The organism is Streptomyces bluensis, assembly GCF_014650715.1.
Lineage (GTDB): Bacteria > Actinomycetota > Actinomycetes > Streptomycetales > Streptomycetaceae > Streptomyces > Streptomyces bluensis.
The window spans coordinates 422032-439275 of sequence record NZ_BMVM01000001.1; the positions used below are offsets into that span (position 1 = coordinate 422032).

The window sequence follows — 17244 nt, forward strand, 5'->3', positions numbered from 1 at the left end:
GCGGCGTGGGGGCGGCCGTGGTGGGGGGCTGTGATGGCACACTCAACCGCTTTGGTCTGTACCAGTCAAGGGTGTAGACCAGTAAATCGAACTCGGTGCGGCGAGTGCGGACACTTCCCACGCCACGCCCGGGTGCGCGGCACCGGGGACTTACGAAGTCACCTGCTCACGTGCGCTGCGACCAGAGCCGGTCGACCCAACGCCGCGTTCGGGCCGGCTGATCTCGGCCCACACCGCATCGAGGGAGAGGCCGAGGACATCGGCGATCGCCGCGATGGTCGGGAAGGCAGGGGTGGCCACGCGGCCCGACTCGATCTTCCGGAGAGTCTCCGGTGAAACACGAGCGTCGAGCGCGATATCGAGCATCGAGCGTTCCCCCCTGGCCCGACGTAGTAGGGCGCCGAGGCGCTGACCGCGTTCGACCTCTGCGGGAGTGAGCGGCAACCTGACCATGGGCCGATTGTAGTACCGGTATAGTATGGCCGGTATAGTTATTGGCTGCGTGAGAAGGGCGCCGCGTGATCGAGATCCTGAACCCCACCCTGTTGGCCCGAGCAAAAGACACAGGCGCCCTGGTCGCTGACATCCTGCAGACGCTGAAGAGGCGTAGCACGACCGGCACGAACCTTCTGGACATCGACCGGTGGGCCAAGACCATGATCGTCGAGGCGGGAGCGCAGTCCTGTTACGTCGACTACGCGCCGTCCTTCGGACGCGGCCCGTTCGGCCACTACATCTGCACGGCCGTCAACGACGCCGTGCTCCACGGACGGCCGTACGACTACACGCTTGCCGACGGCGATCTGCTGACACTCGACCTCGCCGTCTCCCAAGGCGGAGTCGCCGCCGACTCCGCCATCAGCTTCATCGTGGGCGACGCGCAGCCCCCGGAGAGCGTCGCGCTGATCAGCGCGACCGAACGCGCGCTGGCCGCGGGGATCGCCGCTGCCGGGCCCGGGGCTCGCATCGGCGACATCTCCCATGCCATCGGCACGGTTCTCAGCGGGGCGGGGTACCCGATCAACACCGAGTTCGGAGGTCACGGCATCGGATCAACGATGCACCAGGACCCGCACGTTTCGAACACCGGACGGCCTGGCCGCGGGTACAAACTGCGCCCCGGGCTGCTGCTGGCACTGGAGCCGTGGGTCATGGCGGACACCGCCACACTCGTCACCGATGCCGACGGGTGGACACTCCGAAGCGCGACAGGCTGCCGGACAGCACACAGTGAGCACACGATCGCCATCACCGACGACGGAGCCGAAATCCTCACCTTGCCGAAGCAAGCACAGCCGTGAGGTGGGATCCCCCGGGTTCCTCTCTTCAGCTCACGAACGGCACGTGGGCGGCGGGGGCGGCCAGGCGGGGCAGGACGCCCCCGCCGAACCAGTAGGCCCCCTCCGGGTGCGGGTAATTGGCTCGGCGACCTTGGTTCCTTTTCCCAGGTCAGCGCGCTGCGGTCCGGTCTCATCCGGACGGAGCCGCAGGCTCTGGTCCCCGGGAGCGCGAGGCTGACCGGCACGGCTGTACCGGCGTACGGTGATGTGATGGCCGGTAAGGTGCGCGGTTGCGCTCACCACCACTGTGCGAAGCCGCTGCCGTTGCTGGCCCGCAGCGACAAACGGTTCTGGGGTTGATCCTCGGCAAGGAGACCGAGCACGTGGTGCGCTGCCCGTCGTGCGGTCACAGGTTCGCCCTGGGACACGGTCACCGCCGTGACTTCCTCTCCTGCCGTCCGGCCTTGCTGAGCACCTGGAGGCGTCCGTGTCCGATGCCACCGGCACCCTGCCCCACCCCCGTGCTCTGCTGCGTCGCAACCACCTGTGCCGACGCCCGGTGCTGGCGGGAGCGCTGCTTGCCGAGGCCGCCTCCATGGCGATCTTCGCCACCGCGCACGGGGCGGCCGACCTCATCACCGCCCGGATCGTCCAGGGCCCGGCCACCGGCGCCGCATCAGGAGCCGCCGGCGCCGCACTGCTCGACTTCGAGAACCCCGATCGCCCGGGCCGGGCCGCACTGGCCGACAGCGTCACCCCGGTGAGCGGCATGGCGGCCGGGCATCGCCATCGCCCCCTCCGCCCGCCGGACGACGCTGCTCACCGCCCCCGGCGTCATCGCTGCCTGGGCCCTCGGCGGCTTCTGCTCCTCGCTCGGCCCCTCCCTGGCCCGTACGATCGCTCCCCTCGCGCCCCGGGCCGTCGGCGGCCTGGTGTTCTTCGCCCTGACTGTCGCCGCCGCGCGCCGGCGGTGCTCGCCGCCAGGTCACTGCCGGCAAGCACGGCAAGCATCGCCTCCGCTGAACCCGCCCGCACAGACCCCGCACTCCGCCGTACCCGCCGGACTGCGCAGTGCCGAAAGGCAGAACGATGCCCCAGCCCACCCCAGCCGCCACCGACACCCCGCTCTCCTGGGACTTCGGCGGGATCACCGTCCACCGCATCGACGAGATCGCCCTACCGCCGCAGACCGGCCCCTGGCTGCTCCCCGGGGCCACCAAGGAGGTCATCGACCAGGCGCCGTGGCTGCGCCCGCACTTCGCCGGCGCCGAGGTGCCGTACCTCGCCAGTCACACCTTCGCCGTCGCGGCCGGGGGCCTGCGGATCCTCGTGGACACGGGCATCGGCAACGGCAAGGAGCGCGCCAACCCCGCCTGGAACCGCCTTGACACCGAGTACCTGCGGCGCCTCACAGCTGCGGGATTCGCGCCCGAGTCGGTGGACCTGGTGATCGTCACGCGCCTGCACACCGACCACGTCGGATGGAACACCCGCCTGGACGGCGACCACTGGGTGCCGACCTTTCCCAACGCCCGTTACCTCACCAGCCGTACGGAGTGGGACTACTGGGCCGCCGCCGACCTGGACGCCAACCGCCGCCAGATGTTCCGCGACTCCGTCCTGCCCGTCCACGACCACGGGCAGTTCGACCTCGCCGACATCCCCGCCGAAGGGCACCAGGTGCAGACGGGTATCCGCCTGGTGCCGGCCGCCGGGCACACCCCCGGCCAGATCGCCGTGGAACTGCACGGCACCAACCGCTCGGGCCTGATCACCGGCGACAGCATCCACCACCCCGTGCAGCTCTCCCACCCCTACCTGACCAGCTGCGTCGACATCGATCCCGAGCAGGCCGTGAGCAGCCGCCACCGCCTCCTCGACCGTCTGGCCGACACCGACGACCTGCTGCTCGGCACCCACTTCCCCCACCCGACCGCCGGCCTGGTCCGGCGTGAACAGGGCCGCTACCGCCTGCTGCCGGAGCCCGGGACCCCGACCGCGGCGGCGGCCACGGCCGGGTGACCGCACGTCTCCCGGTGGGTGCGCACGGCGCACCGCGCCTCACCAGGTGTCGTGTTTGTCGAGGAAGCGCGGGCTGAGGATCCTCCTTAAGAGGTGCCACCTCATGACATTGGTTCCTCGCGGTCAGGCTTGGCGGGCGTAGGACGTGAGGCGATCGGCGAGCGCGGTGACGAGGTCGCGGAGTTCATCGGGGCGCTCGATGACGAACGGCAGGTCGAGTGAGGCGAGTACCGGAGGCAACCAGTCGAGCCGCTCCGCCCGCAGCTCGACGCGCAGCCAGCGCTCGGCCGCCGGGTCCTGGCCGGCCACGGGCGCGTACTCCTTCAGGCTGGCGACGCCGGCGGGAAGGCGGACGCGGATCTGCTCGACTGTCCCGTGGATCCGCAAGGTCACCTCATGCCGGTACTCGGCCGTGGCGAACGCTGACAACACGCGCTGCGCCGGACCGGGACCCACGGGCGCTTCGAATGAGCCGGGCAGGGTCCGCGCGTCTGCGATGCGATCGAGCCGGAAGGTTCGGTCCTCGCCGATCCGGGCGTCCTTGCCCGTGACGTACCACCGGCCCGCATGGGCGACGATCCCGTATGTGTGCAGCGTGCGCTCGCTGCGCCGTCCGTCACGGTCGGTGTAGCGGATCGAGACCGGTCGTCGGTGGCGCACCGCATCGGCGATGGTGAGCAGGACCCCGGCGTCCGGAGTGTCGAACTCGCCGGGCTGATCCGTGAAGGCGAGAGCTTCCAGGAGTGTGTCGAGCCGGCGGGCGAGGTGCTTGGGCAGCACCCGCCGGATCTTCGCCGATGCCGTCTCGCTCGCCGTGTGCTGCGTCGTCGTCAGCCCTGCTCGGCGGCCGGCGACCAGGCCGAGCAGCACGGCCAGCGCTTCGTCGTCGCTGAGCATGAGCGGGGGCAAGCGGTATCCGGGGCCGAGCCGGTACCCGCCGTAGCGGCCGCGTACCGATTCCACGGGGACGTCGAGGTCGATGAGCTGGTCCACGTACCGCCGTACGGTGCGCCCGTCGACGCCGAGCCGGTCGGCGAGTTCGGCCACAGTCCGGGTGCCGCCCGACTGCAGCAGCTCCAGGAGTGTCAGCACGCGGCCGGTGGGTCGAGGCATGTCCGCAGGCTAACGCGAATACAGGACCGATTCTGTCCACTATGTGTCCTAGCCTGCGACGTGCACGCCCCCAGCACAGCCAAGGAGATCCCCATGGACTTCGTCTCGATCCGCATCATCACCAGCGACGTCGCGCGCCTCGTCGACTTCTACGAGCGAGCCACAGGGGCGCGGGCCACGTGGGCCAACGAAGACTTCGCCGAACTCAGGACCGCAGGCGCAACGCTCGCGATCGGCAGCACCCGCACCGTCCCGCTGTTCGCTCCGGGCTCTGCCCGCCCGGCGGACAACCACAGCGTGATCATCGAGTTCCTCGTCGACGACGTGGACAGCGTTTACAACAACCTGACCGGCTTCGTCACCGACTTCGTCACCAAGCCCACCACGATGCCCTGGGGCAACCGGTCGCTGCTGTTCCGCGACCCCGACGGCACCCTCGTCAACTTCTTCACCCCCGTCTCCCCGGAGGCCATCGAAAAGTTCGCACGCTGACGCCACCCGGTCGCTCCGCAAGGACAGCTCGGTCGCGAGGATCGACAGCTTTGAGGCCATCGTCGGCGCGGGAGGACGCGGCGGAATCGCGCATCATGAGGCCTCTCCTCGCTCAGCTCCCCCAGGCACCCCTCCCGCTAATAGAACACGCATTCCCACATCAGATGCTTTGGCCACTCTCCCCTCTCAGTAAACCTGCCCACCACTACACATAAGGATGAAATAAGCGCAGAATGGAGCTACGCGGTGCTTACCGCAGCTCATCGGACGCGGCCAGTCCCGCTGAGAGCGAAGGAGACGAGTCATGGCCAACGTCTCACACAGGGGTGACATAACCGGCCATCCCGACGTGACCGAAATGCGGGAGAGGTACGCCCGCGTGCTCGGCGGTCGCGATGTTGTGTTCATGGACGGACCAGTGTTCCTACTCGGTCTGTACTGCGCCGTATCCCCGTGGATACTGCACTTCACGACCAGCCAGCCCGCTCTGGTCCCGCACAACCTGATCATCGGCGTCGCCATCGGCCTGCTGGCCCTGGGTTTCACCGCCGCACCGCAGAGGATGTACGGCCTGAGCTGGGCCACGTGCGCCATCGGTGTCTGGATGATCATCTCACCGTGGATCGTCGGCACGAGCCCGGACGCCGGCGTCATCATCAACAACGTCGTCATCGGCGGTCTGGCCGTGATACTGGGGATGCTGTGCGCGGCCACGGCGGCCAGGGCCACATCAAGGAGCGCGACTCCGATGTGAGGAACGCCCGCGAGGGAAACCGATGGCCGGCCCGTCTCGGCGGACCGGCCACCGCCGTTGCCGCCGCCGTTGCCGCTGCCGCTGCCGCTGCCATGTCGGCCGTACCACGAGGGTGATCCGGCGCCAGTGATCTGTGAGGCGCTACGGCGTGCGGGGAACCAGAGGCTGTACGTGCTCTGACCGAGCGGTCCCGCCCATGCCCCCACGGGCGCCCTTGACCGCTCACCCGGACCCCGAGGGGATCACCTCATGGACGCCCAGGAACCTCTGCCCCTCCCGTCACCCCTCCGGCTGCACGGCCTCGGCCTGCGGCTGCGCGAGTGGAGTGGCGACGACGTGACGGCCCTCGTCGCCCTGTACGACGACCCCGAGATCGCCCGATGGACGCCGGTACCCTCCCCCTTCGGCACGGCGGCGGCCCGCGCGTACCTCGCCGCCGCCGGCCGGAAACGGATCGAGGGACGGGGCGTCCACCTGGCCATCACGACCGACGGCCGGCTTCCCCTGGGCGAGGTCCTGTTGTTCCGCAGCGCCACCGACCCCCGGGACGCCGAACTGGCCTACGGCGTCGGGCCCGCCCACCGCGGCCGGGGCCTGGCCGCCAAGGCGGTCCGCCTCGTCACCGCGTACGCCACCCGGCACCTGCGCCCGCGTCGCGTGGTCCTGTGCATCGAGTCGGAGAACGCGGCGAGCGAGGCCGTCGCGAGATCGACCGGGTTCGAGCTCACGGACGACGAACCCGTCCGGCGCAGGCACAAGGACCGCACGGTCACGCTGCGGACGTGGTGCCACCGCGAGGGCAGAAGTGGATCGGAGTGCACCCGCGTCCTGTGGGAACACCCATAGGTACGGGACATCCCGACGAAATGGGGTGGAGATGGAGATCTCCGGCATTATCAGCGCCATTGTTATCGGCATCATCATCGGCACACTGGGACGGCTCGTCGTCCCAGGACGTCAGCGCATCGGCATCCTCCTGACGATCCTCGTCGGTATCGTCGCAGCGCTCATCGGGTCCGCGATCGCCGCCGGGGCCGGCGTGGCGAACACCAGCGGTCCCGACTGGATCGAGTGGCTCATCCAGATCGGCCTGGCGGCGCTGGGCGTCTTGGCGCTCGACCGGATGCGGGCACGCCGCTGAGAGGCCGAAGGCGTCCTCCTCGGTGATCATGCAGGGGGACCCTCGGTGCTGAGGGCGGCTGCGGGCCGCCCTCACACCTCACGCCCTCACACCCCCGCGGGCACCGTCGGCGACACGTACGGCGTGGTCGTGGTCAGCGGTTCGAAGCCCAGGCGTTCCAGGATGGGGCGGCTCTGGCTGGTGGCGTCCACCTGGAGGTAGCGGTAGCCGTGCTCGGCGGCGACGCGGGCGCGGTGGGCCACGAGGGCGCGGTAGACGCCGCGGCCACGCCAGCCCTCCACGGTGCCGCCACCCCACAGACCGGCGAAGCGGGTGCCGGGCAGCATCTCCATGCGCGCGGCGCTGATCGGACTGTCCCCGGCGAGGGCCACGACCGCGACGACGGTGTCGGGGGCGGCGGCGAGCTGGGCGAGCAGTTGCCCGCGCATACGGGAGCTGTCCCTGCCGAAGGCCTGCGCGTGGACGTCCGCCACCATGTCGACGCCCGCCGCGTCGGTCACCGGGAGGAGCCGTACGCCCTCCGGCACCTCGGCGTCGAGGTTCATCCGCCCGAACTCGGCGATCATCAAGGTCTCCTCGGGCTCGGGCGTGAACCCGGCGGCGCGAAGCCGTCTGCCCAGGTCGAACGGGAGATCATGTCCGTACAGCTTCCATTCGAACTCGCGGCCGAGCCCGGCGAAGTACCGCACCTGCGCGGCGATCGCCTCGTCAGCGGTCGTCTCGTCCAGGTCCGACCAGAGCACCCCGCTCCAGCCGCGCTCGGCTCCGATCTGCCGCACGACACCGTCCGCGCGCTCGATCCGCGCACCGGGCGCGTCGGGGCGCGCCCCTTCCCGCATGTCCCGGTCGAAGAGGGCCAGCACCCCAGCGTGACGCATACGGCCACTCCATCACCCGCAGCCCCGCCAGGCAATGCAATTCACTCGCCTCTCACGTGAACCCTGGAACCCTCGGGCGGCCCACCTCAGCCGGGCAGGGTGAGCGCGCAGGACTCCCCCGGGGCCACGGACACCGTACGGCCCGCGACGGCCACGGTGATCGGGGCCTCGTCGGAGTCGGGCACGGTGATGTGCAACTCCCCCTGGCGCAGGTGCAGTCGCACACCCCAGTGGCCGCGGTAGCGGATCGAGAAGCCGTACTCCGACAGCTCCGGCAGCGGTACGGGGTCGAAGCAGAGCCTGTCGTCGCGGGCCTCCAGGCCGGTCAGACCCCGCTGGACGAGATCGACGGTGCCGGCCATGGCACCCAGGTGGATGCCCTCGCCCGTCGTCCCGCCGTGTACGTCGGCGATATCACCGGCCAGCGCCTCCTGCACGAACGCCCAGGCCCCCGCGCCCCTGGCCCGGGCCAGTACCCAGCCGTGGACCACGCTGCTGAGGGTGGAGCCGTGGCTGGTGCGGGCCAGGTAGTGATCCACGGTGCGCCGCCACGTCGCGTCGTCCAGGCCGTACCCCAACTGCCCGAACAGCTCCTTGAGTTCGGCGGGAGGAAAGAGGTAACCGAGCATCAGGACATCGGCCTGTTTGGATGCCTGGTAGCGGTTGACGGAGTCGTCCTCGGCCTCCAGGATCCGGTCGAGGCGCCGGATGTCGCCGTAACGTTTCCGGTACCCCTCCCAGTCGAGCTCCGCGAGGTCGCCGTAGCCCGCGAACTGGCTGATGACGCCCTCGTGGAAGGGGATGTACAGCTTGCGGGAGACGTCTTCCCAGACGTCGGTCTCGGCGCGGTCCAGGCCGATGCGCTCGAACAGGTCACGACGTCGCGTCACGGGCAGGGTCCGCGCCACGTCGAGGGCGCGGGCCAGGACCCAGGCGGCCGTGACGTTGGTGTACGCGTTGTCGTCGAGGCCCGGACCGGCCGCGCCGGGGTAGGCCTCGTGGTACTCGTCGGGGCCGACGACCCCGCGGATCCGGTAGCGGTCCAGCGTCTCGTCGTACACGGCGACGTCGGCCCAGAAGCGGGCGATCTGGATGACCGTCTCGGCGCCCTTGGTGTGCAGGAACTCCGTGTCGCCGGTCGCCTCGCAGTACCGCCACACGTTGTACGCGACCGCCGAGCCCACATGGTGCTCCAGCCGGGAGTGATCGGGCAGCCAGCGCCCCGAGCGCGGGTTGAGATGCAGCCACTGGGTCTCCTCGCGGCCGTCGCTTCCGCTCTGCCACGGGTACATCGCGCCGCGGTGCCCGGCGTCGGCGGCGGCGAAGCAGGCGCGTTCCAGACGCCGGTGGCGGTAGGTCAGCAGGGCCCGGGACACCTCGGGGAAGTGCAGGTTCAGATACGGCAGCACGAACAGTTCGTCCCAGAAGACGTGCCCGCGGTACGCCTCGCCGTGCAGGCCCCGCGCGGGGACGCCCACGTCGAGCTCGGCGGTGTGCGGGGACAGCGTCTGGAGCACGTGGAAGAGGTGCAGGCGCAGTACCGCGCCCGCGCCGCCGGGGACGTCCGCCTCGGCGTTGCGCCACAACTGCCGCCAGGCCGTGCGGTGGGAGGCCAGCAGGGCGTCGACGTCACCGGCGCGCCGTACCCGGTCGACGGCGGCGTGCAGCGGGTCGCTGATCGCGGGGTCGCGGGAGGTGTGCAGGGCGACGGTCTTGTCGACGGTCACCGTGTGGCCGTCGGTCACGGCCACACGGAACGTCCGGGCGATCCGCCCGTCGCCCTTGACGGTGCCGGCCTCGGCCGGGGCGTCCACCACGGTCCGTGCGGCGAGGCCGATGCGGATGTCGGAGGTCCTGGTGCGGCAGCGCAGCCAGACCGGTCCGCGCGCCGAGGTGCCGGTGTGGACGTGCGTGAGGTGCCGGGAGGACAGCTCGCGGTACCGCTCGACTCCGGAGTTGGTGACCGTCCCGTCGAGCGCGGACTCCACTTCGATCTCCCCCGACCAGCCCTGGGGGGTCAACTCGGTGCGCAGCAGGGCCAGATGGGGGTCTCCCATATGGACGAGCCGGAGCTGCCGCACGGCCAGGCACCGGCCGTCAGCGGCCTCGTAGCGCACGGTGCGCTCCAGAGTCCCCTCTCTCAGGCGCAGGCTCAGGTGGTGGTCGAGGACGGTGTGGAGGTCCGGGGAGAGCCAGTCACCGGAGGCGACACGGAAACGCAGGGGCAGCCAGTTGGGCAGGTTGACCATGTCCTCGTTCTCGACGCGGCGCCCCGCGATCTGTGAGGTGAGCCGGTTGTAGCAGCCCGCCGCGTACGTGCCCGGGTAGTGCACGGCGTCGGCCGTGCACTCGGGGGCGGCTCCGCGGGTCGCGAAGTAGCCGTTGCCGAGGGTGCACAGCGACTCGCGCAGCCGCTCCTGCGCCGGGTCGTAGCCCTCGTACTCCCAGATCCAGCCGCGCATGCCCAGCCCTCCGCCACCCGTGGCTCCGCACCGGCGTGGACCACCGGACCTCGCCGTGATCAGCAGTTCACCATGGGTGGCCGTGGCACGGGACGGGCCCACGCCGAGGAGGGCGGGGCACGTAGGGCCTGTGTCGAAAGTGGCGCCTGCCGGGCGTCGTCCGGCAGGCGCCACTTTCGACGCAGGCCCTAGGCTGCGTGACGAAGATCGCGGTGCGGTCCGGCGCGTCCGCACCGCGTGGACGGTGTCACGAGAAGGGTGCGTAGAGATGGTGGACGACTCCGAGCTGCGGTACCTGCGGCGGTGCGTGGAGCTGGCGACCGAGGCCCTTCAGGCCGGTGACGAGCCCTTCGGCTCGGTGCTCGTGGGCGCGGACGGCACGGTGCTGGCGGAGGACCACAACCGGGTGGCCTCCGGTGACCGCACCCGTCACCCGGAGTTCGAGCTGGCTCGCTGGTCGGCGGCGCACCTCACCCCCGAGGAGCGGGCCGCGGCGACCGTGTACACGTCGGGCGAGCACTGCCCGATGTGCGCGGCCGCCCACGCGTGGGTGGGCCTCGGACGTATCGTGTACGTCGCCTCCTCCGAGCAACTCTCCTCCTGGCTCGCCGAGTTGGGGGTACCCGCACCGCCGGTACGGACCCTGCCGGTCGCCGAGGTCGCTCCCGGTGTGACCGTCGAGGGCCCGATACCCGGGCTGGCGGAGGAGGTGTACGCCCTGCACCGCCGGTTCCACCAGGGGTGACGGGGAGGAATGAGACCCGCGGGACGGGGCAGGCGGTCGGCGTTCCGTTCGTCGAGATGCGGAGGATGTCCGGAGACGTGACGCAGTACGCCCCGCCCCTGACGGTGCCCCCTGTCCGGGGAGCGCCGCCCGCCCGCAGGCCCTCGTTCAGGGACCCGTACTTCGACAACGCGAAGTACCTGACGATCGTGCTGGTGGCGTGCGGGCACGCCTGGGAGCCGCTGACCCACGGCAGCCGGACGGCCACGGCCCTGTATCTGACCGTCTACGCCTTCCACATGCCCGCGTTCGCGCTGATCTCCGGGTACTTCTCGCGGAGCTTCGACATGGCGCCGGGCCGGCTGCGGCGGCTGCTGACGGGAGTGGTTCTGCCGTATGTCGTCTTCGAGACGGCGTACACGCTCTTCTACCGCTGGGCGCGGGACGACTGGGGGTATCCGCTGAGCCTGCTGGATCCCTGGTATGTGATGTGGTTCCTGATGGCGCTGTTCATCTGGCGGATCACCACTCCGGTCTGGCTGGCGCTGCGGTATCCACTGCCGGTCGCGCTCGGACTCGCCGTACTGGCCTCCGTGTCACCGGACCTCGGCGGTGACATCTCGATCCAGCGGACCCTGCAGTTCCTGCCGTTCTTCGTGCTCGGACTGACGCTGCGGGCCGAGCACTTCGAGCGGCTGCGCACCCGGCGGGTCCGGCTGTGGGCACTGCCCGTGGGGGTGGGCGCGCTGGTGGCGGCGTACGGGGTGGCGCCCTGGTTCAGCGCGTCCTGGTTCTACCACCGGGGTGCCGTCACGGGTCAGGGCGTGTCGCGCTGGGTGGGGCTGGTCAGTACGCCGGCGCTGTTCTGTCTGGCGCTGCTGCTGACGGCGTGTTTCCTGGCGTGGGTGCCGAAGCGGAAGACGTGGTTCACGGCGCTGGGCGCGGGGACGATGTACGGCTACCTGCTGCACGGCTTCGTCATCAAGTCGTCGCGCTTCTGGGAGTGGTACTCCCCTGCCTGGGTGCGTAGCCCGCTCGGTGAGCTCGTGGTGACGGCGCTGGCGGTCGGCGGGATCACACTGCTGTGCTCGCCGCCGGTGCGGGCGGTGTTCCGGTGCGTGGTCGAGCCGCGGATGGAGTGGGCGTTCCGCTCCTCCGGCACGAGCGTGCCCAGGGACGAGAGTGCGCCCCGGGAGGCCGCGCGGGCGCGCTGACGGCCTCCTGGGGCGCGACGGGTTCTCAGCGATAGAACGCGGGCCGCTCGATCAGCTCGACCTCGACCCGGCCGCCCTCGGACTGGGCGCGGACGCCCGCCTCGCAGACCGCAGCGGTGGCGTAGCCGTCCCACACGCTGGGCCCGGTGACCTCGCCGCGCCGGGTGGCGTCCACCCATGCCTGGACCTGGCGGTCGTAGGCACCGGCGAACCGCTCCACGAAGTCCTGGGCGATGGTGCCGCCCCAGCGACCGGCCATGTCGGTGACGAGCGACTGCTCCTCGCCGATACGGGCGGTGCCGCGCTCGCAGACCGCCTCGGCCTTCACCTGGTAGCCGAAGCCGCAGTTGACGTTGATCTCGACGTCGACGATCGCGCCGCCGTCGGTCTCGAAGAGGACGAGCTGTGGGTCCGACAAGCCCTCGGGCGCGTTCTCGGAGGGCGTCGGGCGCAGGACGGTGACCGCCGTGATCTCCTGGTCGAGGAGCCAGCGGGTCACGTCCATCTCGTGCACCACCGAATCGTTGATGAGCATCGCGGTGGTGAAGCCGGGCGGGCTGGCGGCGTTGCGGTGCCGGTTGTGGAGCATCAGCGGCCGGCCGAGCTGCCCGCTGTCGAGGAGCGCCTTGAGCTTCCTGTACTCGGCGTCGTAGCGCCGCATGAAGCCCACCTGGACCAGGCGGTGGCCCCGCTTCCGCTCGGCCTCCATCACCCGCAGCGCCGAGGCCGCGTCGGGGGTCAGCGGCTTCTCGCACAGCACCGGCAGGTCGTGCTCGAACGCCGTCAGCAGGGCCGCCTCGTGAGCGGGCCCCGGGGAGGCGATGAGCACGGCGTCGACGTCGCCCGCGGCCATGGCGGCGGCCGGGTCGGTGTACGCGGTGCAGCCGTCGATGCCGTCGGCGAGTCGCTTGGCCCGCTCGGGGTCGAGGTCCACGACGGCGGACACGCGCGCCCCGCTGATCACCTCGTCGATGCGGCGTACGTGATCGGCCCCCATCCGGCCGGTGCCGATGACGGCGACCCCGAGCGTTCCACGCTGAGTCATGGTGGGTGGTGGTCCCTTCGAGTGGGTCAGGCGCCGCAGGAGCGGAGGAACTTGCGGGTGCGGACCGCGATGGGCAGCGGCTTGTCCGGCTCGCAGGGGTACATGTCCTGCTCGACGATCGCGAACAGGTCCACGCCCAGCCCCTGGGCCGCCGTCAGGACCGGCTCCAGCTCCGGTACGCCCGCCGGGGGTTCGCACATCACACCGCGCTGGACCGCGGGGCCGAACGGAACGCCGTTGCGCACCACGTCGGCCAGGATCTCCGGGTCCACCTGCTTGAGGTGCAGATAGCCGATGCGCTCGCCGTACGTCTCGATCAGCTTGACGCTGTCGCCGCCGCAGTAGGCGTAGTGCCCGGTGTCCAGGCAGAGGTTGACGAGACCCGAGTCCGTCGAGTCGAGGAAGCGCTCGACGTGCTCCTCGGTGTCGATGTGGGTGTCCGCGTGCGGGTGCACCACGATGTCGAGGCCGTACGTCTCCTTGACCTCGCGCCCGAGCCGCTCCATGCCCGTGCTGAGGTGGCCCCACTGCTCGGTGGTGAGTTCGGCCGGCTCGATGATCTCGGCGGTCTTGTCGTCCCGCCAGAACGACGGGATGACCACCAGGTGCTTGGCGCCCATGGCCTGGGTGAGCGCGGCGACCTGGCCCACGTGCTCCCAGGTGGCGTCCCAGACGGACGGGCCGCGGTGCAGCGAGGTGAAGACCGTGCCCGCCGACACCTTGAGGTCGCGCCGGGTGACCTCGTCGGTGAGCCGGGCCGGGTCGGTCGGCAGATAGCCGTACGGTCCGAGCTCGATCCAGGAGTAGCCGGCCTCGGCGACCTCGTCCAGGAACCGTTCCCAGGGCACCTGCTGCGGGTCGTCGGGGAACCAGACGCCCCAGGAGTCGGGGGCCGAGCCGACCCGGATGCGGTCCAGGGCAGAGGTCATGTCAGGACTTTCCTTCCGAAGGTGCCGCCACGGATGCGGTGAGGTCCTCCTTCTCGGGGAGCTCCTCGACGTCGACACCGCTGACTTGGGCCAACTCGTGCTTGAGCGCGGCGAGTTCGGCACCGCCCGCCATGTGGTTGGTGAGCTCTTCGAGGCTGATCTCACTGCGCGGAGCGCTGAGCTCCATGGTGCCCAGGCGCAGCACGCTGAAGTGGTCGCCGACCATGTAGGCGTGGTGCGGGTTGTGGGTGATGAAGATGACGCCCAGGCCGCGGTCGCGGGCGGCGGCGATGTACTTGAGCACCACACCGGACTGCTTCACACCGAGGGCGGCGGTCGGCTCGTCCAGGATCAGCACCCTGGCGCCGAAGTAGACGGCACGGGCGATCGCCACACACTGGCGCTGGCCGCCCGACAGGGTGCCGATCGGCTGCTCCAGGTCGTCGAGGACGATGCCCATGTTGCGCAGCTCTTCGTCCGCGGTCTTCTTCATCTTCTCGATGTCGAGACGGCGGATCGGCCAGGGGCCCTTGGTCATCTCCGAGCCGAGGAAGAAGTTGCGCCACACCGGCATCAGCGGCACGGTCGCCAGGTCCTGGTACACGGTGGCGATGCCGCGGTCGAGTGCTTCTCGCGGGGTGGAGAAGCGCACCGGTTCGCCGTCGACGAGGAACTCGCCCTCGGTGTGCTGGTGCAGCCCTGAGATGATCTTGATGAGGGTGGACTTGCCGGCGCCGTTGTCGCCCAGCACACATGTGACCTTGCTGGGGTGCACCTGGAGGTCGACGCCGTGCAGGGCGCGGATGTTGCCGTACGCCTTGCCCGCACCGCGCAGTTCGACGGTGGGGGCGCCGTCCGTGGGCGGGGTGTCCTGCAGGACGGCTCCCGCGGTCTGGGATTCGTTGGTAGCCATGGGTCACTTCACCTCCGGGTCGCCGTACGGCGGACCCACAGATTGATCAGGGTGGCGCCGAGGAGCATCACGCCGAGGAAGGCCTTGAACCAGTCGGGGTTCCAGCCGGCGTAGACGATGCCCTGATTGACCATGCCGAACATGAACGCGCCGAAGACCGGACCGATCGCCGAGCCGTAGCCGCCGGTCAGCAGACAGCCACCGATGACCGCGGCGGCGATGTAGATCAGCTCCTGCCCGACGCCCTCACCGGACTGCACGGTGCTGAAGGAGAACAGGTTGTGCATGCCCACGAACCAGGCGCCGAGCCCGACCAGCATGAACAGGGATATCTTCGTGAACGTCACCGGCACGCCCACCGCGCGGGCGCTGTTCTGGTTACCGCCCACCGCGAAGATCCAGTTGCCGTACTTGGTGCGCAGCAGCACCCACGTGGCCAACGCCGCGAACACCAGCCAGTACACCACGGTGATCTTGACGGTGACACCGCCGACCTGGAACGTCGAGGCGAAGATCGCCTTCGCCTGGTCGAAGCCGTCCATGTCGCTGATGTTGTCCGTGGCCACGTTCCCGGTGACCAGTTTCGTGACCGCCAGGTTGACGCCTTGCAGGATCAGGAACGTACCCAGGGTGACCAGGAAGCTCGGCAGGCCGGTCTTGACCAGCATCCACCCGTTGAACGCCCCGACCGCCAGCGACACCACCAGTGCCGCGATCACGCCCACCCACACGTTCATCGTCAGCTGGTAGCTGACCATGCTCGCGGTCAGCGCCGAGGTGATGACCGCGACACCGGCGGAGAGGTCGAACTCCCCGCCGATCATCAACAGGGCCACGGGCAGGGCCATGAGCCCGATCGTCGACGACTGGTAGAGGATGTTGGCCATCGCGCTGGCCTCGCGCACCGGCGGTGCAGCGGCCAGGAAGAAGATGTACACCGCGACCGCGCCGAGGAAGACGCCCACTTCGGGGCGGGCGAGCAGCTTCAGCGCCAGGGGGCGCTGCGCGGTCCGCCCGTCGGTCTGCTGGGGGCCGGAGGCCGGCGGTGTCTCCACCGCCGGCGCAGCCTGTTGCGTCATGCTCATCACCGAGTGCCCTTCGCGGCGAACTTGGCGACCGCCTCCACGTTGGACTTGTCCACGAAAGCCGGACCGGTCAGCACCGGAGCCTCGCCGCCGCCCATGTAGTTGCCGTTGTTCTTGTACAGCCACAGCGAGTCGATCGACAGGTAGCCCTGCAGGTAGGGCTGCTGGTCGACGGCGAACGCGATGTCGCCGTCCTTGATCGCGCCGGTCAGTTCCTTGTTGAGGTCGAAGGTGGCGACCTTCGCCTTGCTGCCCGCCTCGCCGACCGACTGCGCCGCGGTCAGTGCGAACGGGGCGCCGAGAGCGACGACGTAGTCGATGGAGGAGTCCTGCTTGAGCTTCGCGTTGATCGTCGACTTCACCGACGGCATGTCGGTGCCGTTGACGTTAAGGTTCTCCGTCTTGCCCTCGAACGTCTTCTTCACGCCCGCGCAGCGCTGCTCCAGGCCGACGTTGCCCTGCTCCTGGATGACGCAGACGGCCTTCTTGGCGCCTTCCTCGTTGAGCTTCTTGCCCAGCGCCTCGCCCGCCACCGTCTCGTCCTGCCCGAAGAACTCCAGCAGGTTCAGCGACTTCCAGTCACTGAGGCCCGAGTTCAGGCCGACGACCGGGATACCGGCCTTCTCCGCCTTGGCGACGACGTCCTTCATGGCGTCCGGCTTGGCGAGGGTGATCGCGATGCCGTCGACCTTCTGGTCGATCGCGTTCTGGACCAGGTTGGCCTGGTTGCCCGCGTTCGGGTCCGCCGAGTAGATGAGCTTGATGTTGTCCTTGGCCGCGGCGGCCTCGGCGCCCTTGCGGACGATGTCCCAGAACGTGTCGCCGGGCGCCTGGTGAGTGACCAGCGCGACCGTCATTCTGGGAGTGCTCGCCTTGCCCGCGGAGGCGTTGTCGCCGCCCTCCTCGGACTTCTTGCCGCCCGAGCTGCTGGAGCAGCCCGCTATGAGCAGCGCGGACGCCGCGGCCAGGGCGACGAAGGGCGCGACTCGGCGGGAGCGGGCGTGAAAACGGTCCATCTTTCCTTGCACCTCACTGTGCTTTTCGGGGGGAAAGGGAACGGGACGGCGTCGGGCGAGAGGCCCGCCGCGGGCCCGGGCATTGAAAGCCTGGGTCATTGTGCCGGTGGAGCGGCGGTGTCGTTGGGACGGGATACAAACGCCTGTCCCACCCAGCTGTCAATACTTTGTTAAGA

At 69.9% G+C, this 17244-nt stretch carries 18 protein-coding genes; 8 read left to right on the forward strand and 10 right to left on the reverse strand.

The annotated features are described in order from the left end of the window. Window positions 1–150: 150 nt before the first annotated feature. Window positions 151–453, reverse strand: coding sequence for a helix-turn-helix domain-containing protein (locus IE262_RS02005; protein ID WP_134039269.1), 303 nt, complete (start codon window positions 451–453; stop codon window positions 151–153). A 65-nt stretch (window positions 454–518) separates the two neighbouring features. On the opposite strand from IE262_RS02005, the gene map reads away from it, so the two are divergent. Next, complete coding sequence (gene map / locus IE262_RS02010; RefSeq protein ID WP_189870782.1) at window positions 519–1301, forward strand: type I methionyl aminopeptidase; 783 nt, start codon at window positions 519–521, stop codon at window positions 1299–1301. A 655-nt stretch (window positions 1302–1956) separates the two neighbouring features. Here the strand turns inward: map and IE262_RS02015 are convergent. Then, on the reverse strand, window positions 1957–2103 hold the full coding sequence (locus IE262_RS02015) for a hypothetical protein (protein WP_189870784.1): 147 nt from the start codon (window positions 2101–2103) through the stop codon (window positions 1957–1959). A 266-nt stretch (window positions 2104–2369) separates the two neighbouring features. Between IE262_RS02015 and IE262_RS02020 the strand changes: the two genes are divergently transcribed. Continuing rightward, the gene (locus IE262_RS02020) at window positions 2370–3302 is read left to right on the forward strand and encodes an MBL fold metallo-hydrolase (protein WP_189870786.1); all 933 of its coding nucleotides are present in this window, start codon (window positions 2370–2372) and stop codon (window positions 3300–3302) included. Window positions 3303–3425: 123 nt separating this feature from the next. Here IE262_RS02020 and IE262_RS02025 read toward each other — a convergent pair whose 3' ends face one another. Next, a complete protein-coding gene (locus tag IE262_RS02025; protein ID WP_134039266.1) occupies window positions 3426–4415 on the reverse strand; it encodes a helix-turn-helix transcriptional regulator in 990 nt (329 codons plus the stop codon). Window positions 4416–4508: 93 nt separating this feature from the next. Between IE262_RS02025 and IE262_RS02030 the strand changes: the two genes are divergently transcribed. The 4 genes from IE262_RS02030 (at window position 4509) to IE262_RS02045 (ending at window position 6802) form a co-directional block, all read left to right on the forward strand. Beyond that, window positions 4509–4907, forward strand: coding sequence for a VOC family protein (locus IE262_RS02030; protein ID WP_189870788.1), 399 nt, complete (start codon window positions 4509–4511; stop codon window positions 4905–4907). Window positions 4908–5211: 304 nt separating this feature from the next. After that, window positions 5212–5661 carry an SPW repeat protein gene (locus IE262_RS02035; RefSeq protein WP_134039264.1) on the forward strand — a complete coding sequence of 150 codons (450 nt, stop codon included), beginning with the start codon at window positions 5212–5214 and terminating at the stop codon, window positions 5659–5661. Between the two features lie 249 nt (window positions 5662–5910). Further along, window positions 5911–6507, forward strand: coding sequence for a GNAT family N-acetyltransferase (locus IE262_RS02040; RefSeq protein ID WP_189870790.1), 597 nt, complete (start codon window positions 5911–5913; stop codon window positions 6505–6507). Between the two features lie 31 nt (window positions 6508–6538). Beyond that, complete coding sequence (locus IE262_RS02045) at window positions 6539–6802, forward strand: GlsB/YeaQ/YmgE family stress response membrane protein (protein WP_189870792.1); 264 nt, start codon at window positions 6539–6541, stop codon at window positions 6800–6802. 86 nt (window positions 6803–6888) lie between these two features. On the opposite strand, the gene IE262_RS02050 is transcribed toward IE262_RS02045, so the two are convergent. Then, the gene (locus IE262_RS02050) at window positions 6889–7680 is read right to left on the reverse strand and encodes a GNAT family N-acetyltransferase (RefSeq protein WP_134039261.1); all 792 of its coding nucleotides are present in this window, start codon (window positions 7678–7680) and stop codon (window positions 6889–6891) included. A gap of 86 nt (window positions 7681–7766) precedes the next feature. Then, entirely contained in the window at window positions 7767–10142 is a 2376-nt protein-coding gene (locus tag IE262_RS02055; RefSeq protein ID WP_189870794.1) for a glycoside hydrolase family 65 protein, read from the reverse strand. A gap of 268 nt (window positions 10143–10410) precedes the next feature. Here IE262_RS02055 and IE262_RS02060 point away from each other — a divergent pair, with 268 nt between their 5' ends. Both IE262_RS02060 and IE262_RS02065 read left to right on the forward strand, forming a co-directional pair. Next, window positions 10411–10887, forward strand: a complete 477-nt coding sequence (locus IE262_RS02060; RefSeq protein WP_189870796.1) for a nucleoside deaminase — start codon at window positions 10411–10413, stop codon at window positions 10885–10887. A 65-nt stretch (window positions 10888–10952) separates the two neighbouring features. Then, entirely contained in the window at window positions 10953–12080 is a 1128-nt protein-coding gene (locus tag IE262_RS02065) for an acyltransferase family protein (protein ID WP_189870798.1), read from the forward strand. 25 nt (window positions 12081–12105) lie between these two features. On the opposite strand, the gene IE262_RS02070 is transcribed toward IE262_RS02065, so the two are convergent. Genes IE262_RS02070 through IE262_RS02090 form a run of 5 tightly spaced genes read right to left on the reverse strand, consistent with a single transcriptional unit; the run spans window position 12106 to window position 17068 of the window. After that, on the reverse strand, window positions 12106–13125 hold the full coding sequence (locus IE262_RS02070) for a Gfo/Idh/MocA family protein (protein ID WP_189870800.1): 1020 nt from the start codon (window positions 13123–13125) through the stop codon (window positions 12106–12108). Window positions 13126–13151: 26 nt separating this feature from the next. Next, window positions 13152–14054, reverse strand: coding sequence for a sugar phosphate isomerase/epimerase family protein (locus IE262_RS02075; protein ID WP_189870802.1), 903 nt, complete (start codon window positions 14052–14054; stop codon window positions 13152–13154). 1 nt (window position 14055) lies between these two features. Next, the gene (locus IE262_RS02080; protein WP_189870804.1) at window positions 14056–14967 is read right to left on the reverse strand and encodes an ATP-binding cassette domain-containing protein; all 912 of its coding nucleotides are present in this window, start codon (window positions 14965–14967) and stop codon (window positions 14056–14058) included. Window positions 14968–14975: 8 nt separating this feature from the next. Beyond that, window positions 14976–16052: an ABC transporter permease gene (locus IE262_RS02085; protein WP_189870805.1), complete on the reverse strand. Its 1077-nt coding sequence runs from the start codon at window positions 16050–16052 to the stop codon at window positions 14976–14978. Then, window positions 16052–17068 carry a sugar ABC transporter substrate-binding protein gene (locus IE262_RS02090; protein ID WP_189870807.1) on the reverse strand — a complete coding sequence of 339 codons (1017 nt, stop codon included), beginning with the start codon at window positions 17066–17068 and terminating at the stop codon, window positions 16052–16054. Before IE262_RS02090 ends, IE262_RS02085 begins: the two co-directional genes overlap by 1 nt. Window positions 17069–17244 lie beyond the last annotated feature (176 nt).